The 14,803-nt window shown below is 70.5% G+C and carries 14 protein-coding genes; 3 read left to right on the top strand and 11 right to left on the bottom strand.

Going from position 1 to position 14,803, the window contains the following annotated elements; genetic code table 11:
• Positions 1–21 precede the first annotated feature (21 nt).
• Positions 22–2,436, bottom strand: coding sequence for a hypothetical protein (locus ACAV_RS03580; RefSeq protein ID WP_013593211.1), 2,415 nt, complete (start codon positions 2,434–2,436; stop codon positions 22–24).
• A 254-nt stretch (positions 2,437–2,690) separates the two neighbouring features.
• Between ACAV_RS03580 and ACAV_RS03575 the strand changes: the two genes are divergently transcribed.
• On the top strand, positions 2,691–4,316 hold the full coding sequence (locus ACAV_RS03575; RefSeq protein ID WP_013593210.1) for a methyl-accepting chemotaxis protein: 1,626 nt from the start codon (positions 2,691–2,693) through the stop codon (positions 4,314–4,316).
• Between the two features lie 18 nt (positions 4,317–4,334).
• Here ACAV_RS03575 and ACAV_RS03570 read toward each other — a convergent pair whose 3' ends face one another.
• From ACAV_RS03570 to dapF, 4 genes are all read right to left on the bottom strand, one after another.
• A complete protein-coding gene (locus ACAV_RS03570) occupies positions 4,335–5,687 on the bottom strand; it encodes a glycoside hydrolase family 10-like protein (protein ID WP_013593209.1) in 1,353 nt (450 codons plus the stop codon).
• 76 nt (positions 5,688–5,763) lie between these two features.
• Positions 5,764–6,744 carry a tyrosine recombinase XerC gene (locus tag ACAV_RS03565; RefSeq protein ID WP_013593208.1) on the bottom strand — a complete coding sequence of 327 codons (981 nt, stop codon included), beginning with the start codon at positions 6,742–6,744 and terminating at the stop codon, positions 5,764–5,766.
• A 7-nt stretch (positions 6,745–6,751) separates the two neighbouring features.
• Entirely contained in the window at positions 6,752–7,453 is a 702-nt protein-coding gene (locus ACAV_RS03560) for a DUF484 family protein (RefSeq protein WP_013593207.1), read from the bottom strand.
• On the bottom strand, positions 7,450–8,343 hold the full coding sequence (gene dapF / locus ACAV_RS03555) for a diaminopimelate epimerase (RefSeq protein ID WP_013593206.1): 894 nt from the start codon (positions 8,341–8,343) through the stop codon (positions 7,450–7,452). Before dapF ends, ACAV_RS03560 begins: the two co-directional genes overlap by 4 nt.
• A 121-nt stretch (positions 8,344–8,464) precedes the next feature.
• Between dapF and ACAV_RS03550 the strand changes: the two genes are divergently transcribed.
• The gene (locus tag ACAV_RS03550) at positions 8,465–9,178 is read left to right on the top strand and encodes a glutathione binding-like protein (RefSeq protein ID WP_013593205.1); all 714 of its coding nucleotides are present in this window, start codon (positions 8,465–8,467) and stop codon (positions 9,176–9,178) included.
• A 45-nt stretch (positions 9,179–9,223) separates the two neighbouring features.
• Here ACAV_RS03550 and ACAV_RS03545 read toward each other — a convergent pair whose 3' ends face one another.
• From ACAV_RS03545 to ACAV_RS03535, 3 genes are read right to left on the bottom strand one after another with little or no spacing between them, the layout of a single operon-like run.
• Positions 9,224–9,865 (bottom strand): DsbA family oxidoreductase, encoded by a 642-nt coding sequence (locus ACAV_RS03545; RefSeq protein ID WP_013593204.1) that lies wholly within the window; start codon positions 9,863–9,865, stop codon positions 9,224–9,226.
• Between the two features lie 17 nt (positions 9,866–9,882).
• Positions 9,883–10,536, bottom strand: coding sequence for an NAD(P)-dependent oxidoreductase (locus tag ACAV_RS03540; protein WP_013593203.1), 654 nt, complete (start codon positions 10,534–10,536; stop codon positions 9,883–9,885).
• A 4-nt stretch (positions 10,537–10,540) separates the two neighbouring features.
• Entirely contained in the window at positions 10,541–11,158 is a 618-nt protein-coding gene (locus tag ACAV_RS03535; RefSeq protein ID WP_013593202.1) for an FMN-dependent NADH-azoreductase, read from the bottom strand.
• A gap of 109 nt (positions 11,159–11,267) precedes the next feature.
• Here ACAV_RS03535 and ACAV_RS03530 point away from each other — a divergent pair, with 109 nt between their 5' ends.
• The gene (locus tag ACAV_RS03530) at positions 11,268–11,702 is read left to right on the top strand and encodes a winged helix-turn-helix transcriptional regulator (RefSeq protein ID WP_013593201.1); all 435 of its coding nucleotides are present in this window, start codon (positions 11,268–11,270) and stop codon (positions 11,700–11,702) included.
• Positions 11,703–11,767: 65 nt separating this feature from the next.
• Here ACAV_RS03530 and chrA read toward each other — a convergent pair whose 3' ends face one another.
• The 3 genes from chrA to ACAV_RS03515 form a co-directional block, all read right to left on the bottom strand.
• Positions 11,768–13,117, bottom strand: a complete 1,350-nt coding sequence (gene chrA / locus ACAV_RS03525; RefSeq protein WP_013593200.1) for a chromate efflux transporter — start codon at positions 13,115–13,117, stop codon at positions 11,768–11,770.
• Between the two features lie 12 nt (positions 13,118–13,129).
• Entirely contained in the window at positions 13,130–14,152 is a 1,023-nt protein-coding gene (locus tag ACAV_RS03520; protein ID WP_013593199.1) for a Bug family tripartite tricarboxylate transporter substrate binding protein, read from the bottom strand.
• 67 nt (positions 14,153–14,219) lie between these two features.
• Complete coding sequence (locus ACAV_RS03515; protein ID WP_013593198.1) at positions 14,220–14,759, bottom strand: MarR family winged helix-turn-helix transcriptional regulator; 540 nt, start codon at positions 14,757–14,759, stop codon at positions 14,220–14,222.
• Positions 14,760–14,803: the final 44 nt, after the last annotated feature.

Raw genomic sequence — 14,803 nt, 5'->3', positions numbered from 1 at the left:
CCGGACCGGCGCAGCGGCGGCTCAGCGGGCGGCGGGTTCCACGGCGGCCGGGCGCGGCGCCGGGTAGAGCGCCACGAGGCCGATATCCACGGCGGCGCCGGGACGGCCACGCCAGACCAGCCGCAGCCGGTCGAAAGCCACCGCATCCGGAGCGGCAGCCGCCGGCAGCGGAATGCGGAATCCCGCGCTGCGCCGCTCCCGCTGCCGCAGGGGGGCTTCGGCCACCAGCGGCTGCCAGGCGCCGCCTGCGGCCTGCACGTCCACCGCCAGCCTCAGGTCTTCGCCGCCGCCTTCGGCCTGCACGACCAGTGCATCGAACGCGCCGGGGCGCATGGCCAGTTCGGCGGGCGATACGGCGCTGGCACGGCCTTCGCCGTCCAGGACCAGGTGCAGTCCGTCCGGGGTGGCGGCCACCGTCGCTCCTGCACCGGCCTGCCACCCATCCGTGTCGTGGTGCCTTCCCGATCCGAAGGTCCAGAGGCGCGCGCCGCGGGGCAGGTCATACCGCGACACCATGAAATGCTGGATGGCATCTTCGAGCGGCGTACGGCGCAGCGACGTGTAGCTGACATAGCCTGTCGTATTCGCCGCTTCGCCCGGGCTGCCGTTCCAGGCCATGGGAGAGACGAGGCGCGCCCCATAGTTGGCAATCTCCCTCAGCGAGCGATAGGCACGGTCGTAGCTTGCCATGCGCCGGGGCGCGGTCAGGTCGGCCGTGTTGTATTCCACCACGGCCCATTCCGGGCTGTAGTGGCGGAATTCGCCGAACAGCGACAACTTGCCTTCCATGGGGATCGAATTGGTGGCGCTGTCGCCATAGATGATCGCGCCCAGGCGCCCCTGCACCGGCGCCGAGCCCTCGATCGAAACGCCTCCGGAATCGTAGCTTTTGGCGGGGCTGTCGAGGCGCACGGCAAAGGGCTCCATCAAGCCCGGGGGCATGAAGCCTTGCGCGGAATAGATGCGGCTGGCGGGAACGCCGGTCTGCGCCACCCACTGCGACAGCTCGTCGTAATGCAGCTTCACGAGATGGCGGCGGAACTGCTCCCACGCCTGGGTCCAGGGCTCCTGCCAGAACGGATGCGGTGCCTTGGGAAATTTCCGCGGAGGATCGACCTCGTCCCAGCTGGCGTGGTGCCGGCCCCTCATCCTGTCGATATCCGCCAGGGTCAGCGGCTGCGGCCGCCGGTAGGCCCGCAGGTCCGGCACGCCGGGGCCGCCTTCGTTCGCGTAGGGCCCGCTGCCGCGCAGCCAGTCGCGGAACTGGCGCAGCGTCTGCGGGTTGTAGTCGTACCACTGCCGCCCCTCGAAGAAGGGGTTGATGTACACGTCCGGGTCCAGGCTGATGCCGATGAACAGGTCAGGGTGCTCGATGGCGAAGCGCTGGATCAGGGCAGCGGCCTGCTGCAGGTTGCGCTTCTTGTAGAAGCGGACGCGCTCGGCGAACACGTTCAGGCTCAGGGCACGCCCCAGTTCCGGCGACTCGAACGATCCGGCCTGCCCCTCGATCGCCGAGTCGGGCATCACCCCGTTCCTGTCGTTCCATTGGCAGAGCGTCTCGTCCTGCTCCAGCACATCGTTGATGTCCCACTGGGGTGCGTCGCAGGGCGCGTCGGCCCAGATCCCTCCGTTGAGCGTGAACAGCACGGGCATTTTCTTCTCGATGGCGTATCGCATCACGCCGTGCAGGCTGTCTTCCGCGATGAGGCGCCGGCCGCACTTCTTGTCCGGGACGAAATCCGGATCGAACGCGTAGTCTCCCCGGGCGCCGGTGGTGGTGCGCATGTAGAGGATCTGGACACGGATCCCGGCCTTGACGGTGCGGCTCTCGTAGGGACCGTAGGTTTCCCGGATGCCGTCGGCGCCCCCTGCTTCCACATGGCTCGTGGCCATGGGGAAAAAGAACACATCATCCGGATCCACGCTCCGCCCGGGCCGGAAATCCCCCCAGCGGGTCTTGTAGGCCTGCGGGAAGAACGGCTGGCTGAGCAACGTCGTCTTCCCGCCCTTCTGATCGACGACCACGACTTCCAGGTCAGTCTGGCGCGCGATGTCGCCGATGGGCAGCTTGCCGTCGAAACCGGCTGCCAGGGCGCCGCGCTTCCCGGGATGGGCCCGGAAGACATCCCGGCGGATCAGGCCGTAGGGAATGTCCACCGGCCGCCCGTTCACATGGGCCTCCAGTTTCCGGATGCCGTCCGGACTGATCGCCCACCCCTGGATGCGCAGCGATCCGTCAGAAGCGCGCTGCAGCGAATCCACATGGCCGAAGGCGCGCCCCGGCCCGGCCTCCTTGGACGGCAAGGCCTTCAGCCTCGCCGCGGTCCATTGGCCGCCCGCTACGGTAAAACCGCACAGCAGCACCAGGGCCAAGCCCACGCTCAGCCACGCGTGCAAGCCCGAAGGGGGCAGCCCTGCCTTCCTGGATTCAGTCATGCAACCTGCGCATCGAGGCGCTTCCCGTGGGTTTTCTTGAGATGCGCATTCTCCATGGACCCGGGCCCCAGGCCGCCCCTCCCTACACGGAAAGCTCCCAAAACGTGGCTTTCATGCGCAGGAAATTCTGTGGGAAAGAAGATTTGAGGATTGTTGAGAAAGCCGGATCCGGGCTTTCCTAGGATCCGGGCCTGCAGCTGCCCCGTGCGGCCCGCGCAAGAGCAGATCCACCATCCACTACAGAGGGAACTTCCATGCACTACCTACACCGGCTCAAGGTCTCGACGCGTCTCGGCTGGCTCCTGGCCGCCCTTTGCCTGCTGGCTGCCGGTGCCGGCGCCACCGGGTTGCTGGGCATGGCCCGCTCCAATGCCGGCCTGGTTTCCGTCTACCACGACCGGGTGGTGCCGCTGCAGCAGATCAAGCGGGTGGCCGACGCCTACGCGGTGAACATCGTGGACACCGCCCACAAGGTGCGAGACGGCGCGCTGACGCCGCAGCAGGGCCTGGAGTCGATCGATGCGGCGCGCAAGGAGGTGCGGGAGCAGTGGGCCGCTTACCTGGCGACCGGCCTGCATGCCGAGGAGCACCGGTTGCTCGAGGAGTTCGGGCCGCTGCAGGCGCGTGCCGATGCCGCCGTGCAGGCCCTGGAAGGATTGCTGCGCGCCCGGGACATCCCCGGCCTGACGGCCTTCGCCGCCCGCGAGATGTATCCGGCCCTCGATCCGCTGCAGGCCGTGCTCGCGGCCCTCACGCAGGTGCAGCTGGACACCGCGCGCAGCACCTACGAGGCGGCCGAGACCCGTTACGGCGACACCCGGGCGGGCGTCATCGCGGCGGTGCTGGCGGGCATGGTGTTCGCCATCGGCTTCGGCGCCCTGGTGGTGCGCGGCATCCTGCGGGAGCTCGGCGCGGAACCCGGCGCGGCCGCGGCCGTGGCCCGCAGCGTGGCGCAGGGCGACCTCACCATCGAGATTCCCGCGCGCCAGGGCGACACGGCGAGCCTGATGGCCCAGTTGCGGAGCATGCGCGACCAGCTCGCCGCCATGGTGGCGGCCATCCACGAGAGCGCCGAGAGCGTGTCTTCTGCCGCGCTGCAGATCGCCCAGGGCAACAGCGATCTCTCGGCGCGCACCGAAGGCCAGGCGGGTGCGCTGCAGCAGACGGCGGCCTCCATGGAGCAGTTGAACGGCACCGTGCGGCAGAACGCGGGCAATGCGCTGGAGGCAGACCGCGTGGCGCAGGCCGCATCGCGCGTGGCCGCCCAGGGCGGCGCGGTGGTGACCGAGGTGGTGGACACCATGCAGCAGATCCAGGACAGCAGCCGGCGCATCGCGGACATCACCGGCATCATCGACAGCATCGCCTTCCAGACCAACCTGCTCGCGCTCAACGCCGCGGTGGAAGCCGCCCGCGCGGGCGAACAGGGCCGGGGTTTCGCAGTGGTCGCCGGAGAGGTGCGCCGCCTCGCCCAGCGCGCGGGCCAGGCGGCCGGCGAGATCAAGGGCCTGGTCGGTGCCAGCATGGACCGCGTGGCCGCGGGCACCGCGCTGGTGGGCCGCGCCGGCCAGACCATGGCGAGCGTGGTGCAGTCGATCCAGGGGCTGTCGCAACTGGTGGGGGAAATCACCGCCGCCAGCCAGGAGCAGAGCCAGGGCGTGGACCAGATCAACGACGCGGTGAACGACATGGACCGCTCCACCCAGCACAACGCGGCGCTGGTCGAGGAGATGGCCGCCGCCGCCGCGGCCCTGAGCCAGCGCGCGCGGGAACTGGTCGGCACCGTGGCCAGCTTCCGGCTGCCGGTCGAAAGGCTCGCCCTCGCCGGCGCGGCGCTGCCGCCGGCCTCCGCCCCCCGGGCGCTGCTGCAGCACGGGTGAGCCAGCGGGGAGCCTGCCTCAGGGCGCGGGCGCCCACCGCTGCCGCAGCCAGGCCGTGACGGCGGCTGCCGCAGGGTCCCGCAAGAAGGCGTGGCGGAACAGCACGCTACCGTGGATGCCGGGCGTGGATTCGTTGAGGTCGATCTGGCGGCGGAATTCCGGTACGCCCCCCTCCACGCCCCAGTCGGGCTCCTGGGCCGTGGGCCGGCCCGCCTTGTAGAGCGCCATGCCGATGTGGACCTGCACGCCGGGCGAGGCCAGCGCCACGTCCGCCCACCAGCGCGCGATGGTGCCGTAGCCCACCGCCTGCCGCGCGAAGGGCCAGTACACCTGGGGCACGATGTCGTCCACCAGGCCATCGAGCACCCACTGGCGCGTATCGGCGAAGGCCGCGTCGTAGCTGGGCGCGCCGGCCTGCGTGTCCGAGCCGCGCGGATCATCGGCCCGGTTGCGCCAGACACCTGCGGGGCTGACCGCGAAGCGCACCCCGGGGCTGATGGCGCGCAACTGCTCCGACAGCCCCTGCACCAGCAGCCGGGTACTGTGGCGGCGCCAGTCGCCCTTGTCCGCGAATCCCTGGCCGTAGGTGGCGAAGGTCCGTGCGTCGTCCAGGCGCGAATCGGCGGTCTCGTAATAGAAGTAGTCGTCGAAGTGGATGGCATCGACGGCATAGCGCGACGTGATCTCGGCCACCACGCTGCCCAGCCAAGCCCGCACCTCGGGCAGCCCCGGGTCCAGCACGAAGCGCCGGGCGGCCGTGCGGATCCAGTCGGGCCGGGTGCGGTAGATGCTGGGCGGGCCGCCGGCGGGCGCGGTGCCCAGCATGCGCACGGTGTCCGCGCCTACGTCCATCGACACGCGGTACGGATTGAGCCAGGCGTGCAGTTCCAGCCCCCTCGCATGCGCCTGCTCCACGGCGAAGGCCAGGGGGTCGAATCCGGGATGCCGGCCCAGCGTGCCGGTCAGGTAGGGCGACCAGGGCAGGAGGTCGGAGGCGTAGAGCGCATCCGCGCACGGCTTGGCCTGGAAGATCACCGCGTTGAGGCCGGTGGCCACCGCCTCGTCCAGAATGCGCAGCAGTTCCGCCTGCTGCACGGCGACGCGCTGCGCATCGTCGGCGATCCGGGCAGACTCCGCGGAGGGCCAGTCCAGGTTCAGGACCGTGGAGATCCAGCTGGCCCGCAGGGGCCGGGCCCGCGTGAAGGACGGCTCCGGGCCGGCCGCGCCCGCGCCCGCGCTGGCCCCTCCGCCACAGCCTTCCAGCAGGAGCGGCGCCGCCAGCAGGGACGACAGCCCGGCCGCCTGGGCGAACAGGCGCCGGCGGCGTGGATCGGTGGGGGAGGACAACAACGTGGCGACGAGAGAGGGCATGGGCCGGATTCTGCAGCACGGAAAATCCCTGCCGCCATGGAGGGACTGGCCGCCGCAGGTTGCCAGCGACCGGCCGTCAGCCGCCGGGCTTGCGGCGCGCCCGCGGATGGGAGGCGTCGTACACCTTGGCGAGGTGCTGGAAATCCAGGCGCGTATAGACCTGCGTGGTGGTGATGTTGGCGTGGCCCAGCAGCTCCTGCACCGCCCGCAGGTCGCCGCTGGACTGCAGCAGGTGGCTGGCGAAGGAGTGCCGCAGCATGTGCGGATGCACGGGCGTGGACAGCCCGGCGAGCTGGCTGCGCTGCCGCAGGCGCGACCAGATGGACTGCCCCGTGAGCCGCGCGCCGCGCCGGCCCAGGAAGAGCGCGGCATCCGCCCGGCCGGACGCCGCGCCGAAGGGCTGCAGCCGCACCTCCAGCCAGGCGCGCAAGGCCGCCAGCGCGGCCGATCCGACCGGCACGCTGCGCCGTTTCGAGCCTTTGCCGAAGACATGCGCCTCGGCCGCCTGCAGATCGATCCAGCCCCGGCCCTGGCGCTGCGTGTCCGGCCCCGGCACGGCGTCCAGGCCGGCCAGTTCCCCCACGCGCAGGCCGCAGCCGTAGAGCAGTTCGACCATCGCCGCATCGCGGGCCTCCAGCCACGGGTCGCTGCCCGACGAGCCCTCGAACTCCGCCAGCCGCACCGCGTCGTCCACGCCCAGCGCCTTGGGCAGCGGCTTTGGCGCGCGCGGGGCGCGCACACCCTGCACGGGGTTGTGGGGCACGAGGCCCTGCCGCGCCGCCCAGGTGAAAAAGCCGCGCCAGCCCGACAGGATCAGCGCGATGCCCCGCCCGCCGCGCCCGCCCGCATGCATCTGCGCGACGAAACGGCGGATGTGCGCGGTCTGCAGTTGCAGCAGCGGCACGCCCGCATCGCGCGCGCTGGCGGCCAGCTTGGCCAGGTCGAGCGTGTAGAGCGTGACGGTGCGCTGCGCCAGGCGCTTTTCCACGCGCACGTGCTCCAGGTAGCGCAGCACGTCCGGATCGGTGGGCGCGACCGGCTGCACGGCGTCCGCCATGGCCGGATCAGCGCAGGCGCGAGAGCGCCGAGCTGGCCAGTTCGGCCATGCGCACGAGGAAGTCGGTGCCCATGTCGGCGCCGAAGCGCTGCGGATCGGGCGAGCCCAGCACCAGCAGGCCGAAAGCCGGCGCGTCGCCATCGAGCGCCCCCTGGCGCAGCGGCAACAGGGCGATCGACTGCACCGAGGCCGGCTCGGGCAGCCAGCCCGCGGGCTCGAAGCCGAGGTTGGGGCCGCAGAACGGCTGCGTGAGCGAGGTGGCGAACGAGCGCGCATCGGCGCTCGCGCCCTGCGCGAAGGCGGCCCCCGCGTACGGGCCGGCCACGTCCCAGAGGCGCAGCGCCGCCTGCGGCACGTCGAACAGCCGGCGGATGCCCTGCTCCACCAGGCCCGGCAGCAGCGCCGGGTCTCCGGCCTGCGCCAGTTCACGCGTCCACTGGTGGATCTTCTGCGCGATGGCGGTGTTCTCGTGGCTGTGGCGCACCATTTCCATGATGCGCTGCTCCAGGCCCTTGATCTTCTCGCGCAGCATCTCGGCCTGGCGCTCCTGCAGGCTGACCGCGCGCTGCCCGTGGGGGCTGGTGAGGACCACGCCGGTCAGCAGCTCGGCGTGGCGCTCGAAGAAGCCCGGGGTGTTGGCGAGGAATTCGGCGATGTCTTCTTCCGTGATGGGAGGCACGGCCTGGGCGGGGGAATGCGGATGGGTCATGGTGCGTCGGGAATGTCGATCTGGCCTTCGAAGACGGTGGTCGCCGGGCCGGTCATGAAGACGGACTCGGACGGGTCGCCGCTCCAGGCGATGGTGAGCAGGCCGCCGCGCGTGCGCACATCGACGCGCGTGTCCAGCAGGCCCAGGCGGATGCCCGCAGCCACGGCGGCGCAGGCGCCCGTGCCGCAGGCCAGGGTTTCGCCGGCGCCGCGTTCATACACGCGCAGGCGCACGCGGGACCGGTCCTCGATCTGCAGGTAGCCCGCGTTCACGCGCTGCGGAAAGCGCACGTGGCGCTCGATGAGCGGACCGGTGCGCGCCACCGGCGCCGTGTCCACGTCCTCGACCAGTTGCACGGCATGCGGGTTGCCCATGGAGACCACCGCCACGTCGACCACATCGCCCTCCTGCGCACCGGCGCCAGCGCCAGCGCCGAGGTCCAGGGGCCATGTCTGCCCCGCTCCGCGGACTGTGGACTCAAGGCCGGAGGCATCGAAAGGCACCTCGGCGGGGTCGAAACGCGGGCGGCCCATGTCCACGGTGACGCGGCCGTCCTCGGTGAGGCGTGGCGCGATCACGCCGGCCAGGGTCTGCACGCGGATGGTGTCCCGGTCGGTGAGGCCCTTGTCGCGCACGTAGCGGGCGAAGCAGCGCGCGCCGTTGCCGCACTGCTCGACCTCGCCGCCGTCGGCGTTGTGGATGACGTATTCGAAGTCGATGCCGTCGGCCGGCGAAGGACGCACGGTGAGGATCTGGTCGGCGCCGACCCCGAAGTGGCGGTCGGCGAGGTAGCGGTACTGCGCGGGCGTGAGGCCCAGGCGCCCCTGCGTTTCGTCGAGCACGACGAAATCGTTGCCGGCACCCTGCATTTTGGTGAAGCGGATCTGCATCCGCAGGATTATCGTTGCCCGGCGGGCATGGTATGGCCCCTCGCCGGCAGGGGCCGGCCGGGCGCGCGATGATGGCGGCATCCATCCATTGCAGCCATCCCCTGGCCCCCGAGGAGTTCCGATGACCGACGACGTGCTCGCCGCCTTCCCCATCACCCGCAAATGGCCCGCCCGCCACCCCGACCGCCTGCAGCTGTATTCGCTGCCCACGCCCAACGGCGTGAAGGCTTCGATCATGCTGGAGGAAACCGGCCTGCCCTACGAGCCGCACCTCGTGCGCTTCGACCAGGACGACCAGACCTCACCCGAATTCCTCTCGCTCAATCCCAACAACAAGATCCCGGCCATCCTGGACCCGAACGGCCCGGGCGGCCAGCCGCTGGCGCTGTTCGAGTCCGGCGCGATCCTGGTCTATCTGGCGGACAAGACGGGCCGCTTCCTGGCCCCGGCGGGGGCGCAGCGCTATGCCGCGCTGCAGTGGCTGATGTGGCAGATGGGCGGCGTCGGCCCCATGTTCGGCCAGCTCGGCTTCTTCCACAAGTTCGCCGGCAAGGACTACGAGGACAAGCGCCCGCGCGACCGCTACGTGGCCGAAAGCAAACGCCTGCTGGGTGTGCTCGACCGGCAGCTGGCGGACGGCCGCGCCTGGCTGGTGGGCGACGACTACACCATCGCCGACATCGCGGTGTTCCCGTGGGTGCGCAACCTCGTGGGCTTCTACGAGGCCGGCGAATTGGTGGAGTTCGATCGGTTCACGCACGTGCGCCGCGTGCTGGACACCTTCGTGGCCCGGCCTGCCGTGGCGCGCGGGCTGGAGATTCCCGCGCGGGCCTGAGCACGCGCGCTCCGGGCGCACGGCCGGCGGTGGAAGCCCTGCAGATCAGGTGGAGCCCTCCTGCAGCGCAGCCGCTCGTATGGCCGACGCGATCTCGTCTTCGCTGCGCCCCCCGTTGATGGCGATGCTTCCGCCGAAGCCGAAGTGGGGAACCGAACGGACACCGGCCTGCGCCGCCCTGGCCGCTTCCGCCTCGACGCGGCGGTGCTGCGCAGGATCGAGTGCGATGGCACGGGCCTGGTCGCGGTCGAAACCGTGGTCGGCTGCGATGTCGGCCAGCACATCCGCGTCGGCGATGTTCCTCGCTGCGATGAAGTAGGCATCGGTGATGGCGACGGCGAGCCGGTGCTGGGTGGCGCGCCCGGCGGCCGCCAGGATCACGGCATGCGCCGCCTGGGTCGGATACGTCCGGAGCTGGCGACCGAGATCCAGGTCGAAGCCCGAAGCGCGCGCTTCCGCCTCGGGGCGGGCAAAGGCGGCCTTCGGATCGGTGATGCCGTAGCGTGAGCGCAGCAGGTCGGGAATGTAGAGACCGCTCGCCGGCGCATCCGGCAGCAGCAGGACCGGATGCTGCCGGATGTCCACGGCCAGGTCGGGGAAACGCTCCGCCAGCACCTTGTCGAGACGGTGGTGTCCGACGAAGCACCAAGGGCAACTGATCTCGGTATGGAGGTCGATTTTCAACATGCTGGATACCCCCTTCTTCAACCATTGGCGATGCCAGGCGCGGCCCGCACGAACTTCTTGTCAGCGATCTGCCCCACCAGGAAATCCGCCAGATTTCCCCGGGAAAGTTTCGAACCGAGCCTGGTTTTTCCATACCAACCCACATCGATCTTTCCGTTCGCAGGGCCATCCTTGAGGAATGGAATCCGCACCAGTGTCCAGTCCAGATCCGAGTTGGCGATCAGTTCGCCCGTGGCTTTGATGTCGTCGTAAGCCTTGCGGGCAATCAGCTTGAACATCAGCGCGTTCGCGCGCGAACCAAGGTCAAAACCATCCTTGGGATCGCGGTAGGCAGCGGTGGAGATCTGGACAAGGCGGCGCACGCCGGCCTGCTGCATCGCGGCGATGATGTGGGACAGGCCGTGCATGACCGGCCTGTCGCCTTGCGTCTTGAGACCGTTGGGGCCGAGGGCGCTGATGACCGCGTCCGCCCCCTGGACGCACTTCGCGATGGCGTTGCGGTCCTGCAGGTCGCCGACCACGATATCGACCTTTTCCGCGAACGACGCGAGCTTCGCGGCGTCGCGCGTATAGACCGACAGGCGATAGCCACGTTTCAAGGCTTCCTCGATGAGGTGCCGCCCGGTCGGCCCGGTCGCACCGAACAAGGCGACGGTCTTGTTCCCGGTCATGCGCTCACCCCGCCTTCGCCAGCAAGGCGTCGATGGCCGTTGCGGCCTTGCCGATGGCGGCGTTCACCGCATCGGGGCCGAGCACCGTGCCTTCGACGCGCAGCACTTCGACATCGGTCAGGCCGATGAAGCCGAGCAGGTGCAGCAGGTAGCTGGTCTGGAAGTCGAACGGTGCCCAGGCACCGTGCGAGAACACGCCGCCGGCAGCGGTCACGAGATAGACCTTCTTGCCGGCCAGCAGTCCTTTCGGTCCGGCATCGCCATAGCTGAAGGTGACGCCTGGCCAGGTGACGTGATCGAACCACGCCTTGAGCTGCGAGGGCGGCCCGAAATTCATCATGCTCGAGCCGACCACGATCACGTCGGCGCTGGTCAGTTCGTCGACGAGCGCCTGGGCGATATTCACCGCCTCGACCTGTTCCGGTGTGCGCTGTTCCGCCGGCGTGATCCGGCCCTGGATGTAGGCCGGGGTGATGTGTGGCGGCGGATCCGCGGCGAGGTCGCGCACGGTCAGCGGGCCGCCAGAGCGGGCCTGGATGCCTTCGGCGATTTCGGTGGCGAAGCGGGTGGAAAGACTGTCAGCCCCGCGCGGACTGGAGGTGACAAGGAGAGTGCGGCCCATGGGGGATCCTAGGTATAAAATGAGAACCAGGTAATCAATCGATATTGAATTACCAATCCATACAAAGGATGGTATGGTCCCTGCCACGCCCCCACAAGAAGGCACACGCATGTCACCTGGTCACATCGCGCCACCTGCAGAACGCCCTGCGCCTGATGCTGGCGGCTGCCTGGCCACCCGCCAGATCCTGGATCGCATCGGCGACAAGTGGAGCCTCTACATCGTCGCCATGCTGGCGGACGGCCCGCAGCGCTTCAACGCATTGAAGCGCGGCATCGACGGTATTTCCCAGCGCATGCTGACGCTGACCTTGCGCGGACTGGAACGCGACGGGCTGGTCACGCGTACGCTCTATCCGACGATCCCGCCGCGCGTCGATTACGAACTGACCGACATGGGAAGAACGCTGCTGAAGCCCGTCATGGCGCTGGTCCACTGGGCGAACGAGAACCAGGCCGCCATCGCCGAGGCACACCAGCGTTTTGACGAGGCGCCGGAGCCGGATCAGGTCCTGGTCCAGGGGGTGATGTACCAGCGCCGATGAGCACGGCCCAGGCCGGTGGTCGTCCCGGCCGCGGAAGTCCTTGCCGGGTTACCGCCCGGCCTGCGTCACAGGCTCCCGACGAAGCCGATGCCCCCCGCGGCGAGGATGACCGGCACCACGCCCACCCGCCAGCGCATCAGCGCCACCGCCGCCGCCAGCCCGATGAGCAGCGCGCGCATGTCGGGGCCCGCGTGCAGTCCCTGCGGCCAGAACACGTGCAGGGCGAAGAACACCGCCAGGTTCGCGATCACCCCGACCACGGCCGCCGCGATGCCCGCCAGCGGCGCCGCGAGCCGGAGGTTGCCGCGCGTGGACTCGATGAACGGGCCGCCCAGCAGGATGAAGACGAAGGACGGCAGGAAGGTGAAGAACGTCACCACGGCCGCCGCCGCCGCTCCGGCCAGCGGCAGCGCCTCCGGCCCGAAGAGCGCCCGCGCCCAGCCTCCCACGAAAGCGACGAACGACACCACCATGATGAGCGGCCCGGGCGTGGTTTCGCCGAGGGCCAGGCCGTCCATCATCTGCGCCGGGGTGATCCACTGGAAGTGCTCGACCGCGCCCTGGTACACATAGGGCAGCACCGCGTACGCGCCCCCGAAGGTCATCAGCGCCGCCTTGGTGAAGAACCAGGCCATGTGCACCAGGACCGCATCACGGCCGAATGCGGCCCACAGTCCGCCCATGGCCAGCAGCCAGAGGGCGATGCCGGCCAGCAGCACGGCGCACGCACGCCGCCAGGAAAAGCGCGCATGGGCGGGCACCGGCGTGTCGTCGTCGATGAGCGCGCGGCCCTGTGCCCGGGACATTTCCGCTGGAGGCGCGGTGGCCGCCGCGGCACCGAACGCCGCCGGGCGCAGCCTGCCGCCGACATGCCCCGCCACCGCTGCAGCCGCCACGATGGCGGGGAACGGCGCGTCGAAGGCGAAGAGCGCGACGAACGCCGCGATGGCGATGCACCACAGCCAGCCGCTGCGCAGCGACCGCCCCCCGATCCGCAGGGCGGCCTGCGCCACGATGGCCGTCACGGCCGGCTGGATGCCGTGGAAGACGCCCGCCACCGCAGGCGTATCGCCGTGCGCCATGTACAGCCAGGCCAGGGCCACCAGGATGAACAGCGACGGCAGCACGAAAAGCACGCCCGCCAGGATGCCGCCCCACGTGCGGTGCAGCAGCCAGCCGAGGTAGGTGGCGAGCTGCTGCGCCTCGGGCCCGGGCAGCAGCATGCAGTAGTTCAGCGCATGCAAAAAGCGCCTTTCGGAGATCCAGCGGCGCCGGTCCACCAGTTCGTCGTGCATGAGCGCGATCTGCCCGGCCGGCCCGCCGAAACCGATGAAGCCGAGCTTCAGCCAGAAGCGCAGGGCCTGCGCGAGGGACACGGTGGACGGGCGAACGCCCTCGGCGGCGGGAGTTGGCATGGGGCCCTTCCGCTACTCCTCCGACGAGAAACCCGAGGCGGCGACCACGGGCGCCCAGCGATCGCGCTCCTGGGCGAGCTGGCGGGCATATTCCTCGGGCGTTCCCGACGCAGGCTCGAAGCCGAGCTTGGCCAGCGCCTCCACGACCGCCGGCTCGCCCACGGCCGCACGGGCCGCTTCGGCCCAGCGCTCGGCCACTGCCGCCGGCGCGCGGGCGGGCAGGTAGAGCCCGTAGCTCTCCACGCCCTGGATGCCCGCGAAGCCCTGCTCGGCGAAGGTGGGCACGTCGGGCAGGAAGCGTGACCGCTGTTTGTCGCTCACCGCGAGCACGCGCACGCGGCCCGTGGGCACGTGCGGCAGGCAGTCGCCCACGCTGAAGCAGCCCGAGGCCACCTGTCCGCCCATGAGGTCCTGCAGGCCGGGCGCCGCGCCGCGGTAGGGCACGTGCGTGAGCGCGATGCCCGCGGCGCGCGCGAACTGGTTGCCGAGGAAATGCGGCATGGCGCCCGCGGCGGGAGAGGCATAGCCCTCGGGCTCGGGCCGGCCCTTGGCCCACTCCGCGAACTGCTTGAGCGTTTTCACCGAATCGGGCACCTTGGGCCCCACCATGAAGCCGCAGGTGGACAGCGCCACCGGTGCCACGGCGATGAAATCCGTGGCGGGCCTGTACTGCAGCCGCTTGTACACGTGGGGATAGATCGTGAGCATGGACGAGGGACTGAGCACCATGGTGAGCCCGTCGGGCGGCGCGTCCTTCAGCGCCGTGAGCGCGATGCGCCCGCCTGCGCCGGAGCGGGACTCGACCACCACGGTCGTGCCGCTGCGCGCGCGCCAGCTCTCGGCCAGGCGCCGTGCCACCACATCCACCGAGCCTCCCGCGGGAAAGCCCACCAGGATGCGCTGCACGCTTTGCTGCGCCGCCGCGGGCCCGGCGCCGCCGAAGCACAGCGCGGCCAGCGCCAGGCCGGCATCGCGCCGGCGGATGCCCTGCGGCGCAAGAGCGCGGGGAACGCCCCGCGGGATGGAATGGGTCATGGTGCTTGTCTCCTGAAGTGTTCGAATCATGCCGGACTGCGTCGCCCGTACCGGCGGGGGCGTATCTTCACTCGAGGCCGGGCACCGCGCGGGCCAGGCGCTCCAGCAGCGGATGCAGGGTTTCGCCGCCAGGCCCCAGGGAGGCGACCAGCGCGGCATCGTGCGCGCGCACGCGGGCCGACAGCGTCTCCAGCGCGGCGCGGCCCTGCGGGGTGGGATGGAGCAGCCAGGAACGCCGGTCCTGCGGATCGGCCTCGCGCAGCACCCAGCCCTGGGCGTGCAGCCAGTCCACCAGGCGCATGCCGCCGCTGCGGTGCAGACCCATCGCCTCGGCCAGCAGGCCCTGGCGCAGGCCCGGATTGCCCACCACCAGCACCAGGGCGGCGAAGCGCTGCGGGCTCACGTCATCGCCCACGGCGCGCTGGAAATCGAGGTAGAGCGCGTTCTGCGCCCGGCGCAGCGCATAGCCCATGAGCTGGTCGAGCACGCCGTAGCGCAGTCCGGGCAGCGGCCGCAGGGAGCCCTCGGGCGCATCGGACGCCCGGGCGGCCGCAGGGGTGCGTGCGCCGGGACTGCGGGTTTCTGCGGAGCGCTCTTTTTGTTGCATGGCGCAACAATAGTGGGGCACATTGATCCGCGTCAAGCGGCATT

Source organism: Paracidovorax avenae ATCC 19860 (assembly GCF_000176855.2).
Lineage (GTDB): Bacteria > Pseudomonadota > Gammaproteobacteria > Burkholderiales > Burkholderiaceae_C > Paracidovorax > Paracidovorax avenae.
Note: the sequence above shows the minus strand (reverse complement) of the source record. Positions and strands in the feature narration are given on the sequence as shown.

What these genes read in the sequence shown, in the direction of transcription:
- ACAV_RS03580 (WP_013593211.1), bottom strand. Translation starts at nt 2,436, where the DNA reads ATGACTGAATCCAGGAAGGCAGGGCTGCCCCCTTCGGGCTTGCACGCG.
- ACAV_RS03575 (WP_013593210.1), top strand. Translation starts at nt 2,691, where the DNA reads ATGCACTACCTACACCGGCTCAAGGTCTCGACGCGTCTCGGCTGGCTC.
- ACAV_RS03570 (WP_013593209.1), bottom strand. Translation starts at nt 5,687, where the DNA reads ATGCCCTCTCTCGTCGCCACGTTGTTGTCCTCCCCCACCGATCCACGC.
- ACAV_RS03565 (WP_013593208.1), bottom strand. Translation starts at nt 6,744, where the DNA reads ATGGCGGACGCCGTGCAGCCGGTCGCGCCCACCGATCCGGACGTGCTG.
- ACAV_RS03560 (WP_013593207.1), bottom strand. Translation starts at nt 7,453, where the DNA reads ATGACCCATCCGCATTCCCCCGCCCAGGCCGTGCCTCCCATCACGGAA.
- dapF (WP_013593206.1), bottom strand. Translation starts at nt 8,343, where the DNA reads ATGCAGATCCGCTTCACCAAAATGCAGGGTGCCGGCAACGATTTCGTC.
- ACAV_RS03550 (WP_013593205.1), top strand. Translation starts at nt 8,465, where the DNA reads ATGACCGACGACGTGCTCGCCGCCTTCCCCATCACCCGCAAATGGCCC.
- ACAV_RS03545 (WP_013593204.1), bottom strand. Translation starts at nt 9,865, where the DNA reads ATGTTGAAAATCGACCTCCATACCGAGATCAGTTGCCCTTGGTGCTTC.
- ACAV_RS03540 (WP_013593203.1), bottom strand. Translation starts at nt 10,536, where the DNA reads ATGACCGGGAACAAGACCGTCGCCTTGTTCGGTGCGACCGGGCCGACC.
- ACAV_RS03535 (WP_013593202.1), bottom strand. Translation starts at nt 11,158, where the DNA reads ATGGGCCGCACTCTCCTTGTCACCTCCAGTCCGCGCGGGGCTGACAGT.
- ACAV_RS03530 (WP_013593201.1), top strand. Translation starts at nt 11,268, where the DNA reads ATGTCACCTGGTCACATCGCGCCACCTGCAGAACGCCCTGCGCCTGAT.
- chrA (WP_013593200.1), bottom strand. Translation starts at nt 13,117, where the DNA reads ATGCCAACTCCCGCCGCCGAGGGCGTTCGCCCGTCCACCGTGTCCCTC.
- ACAV_RS03520 (WP_013593199.1), bottom strand. Translation starts at nt 14,152, where the DNA reads ATGACCCATTCCATCCCGCGGGGCGTTCCCCGCGCTCTTGCGCCGCAG.
- ACAV_RS03515 (WP_013593198.1), bottom strand. Translation starts at nt 14,759, where the DNA reads ATGCAACAAAAAGAGCGCTCCGCAGAAACCCGCAGTCCCGGCGCACGC.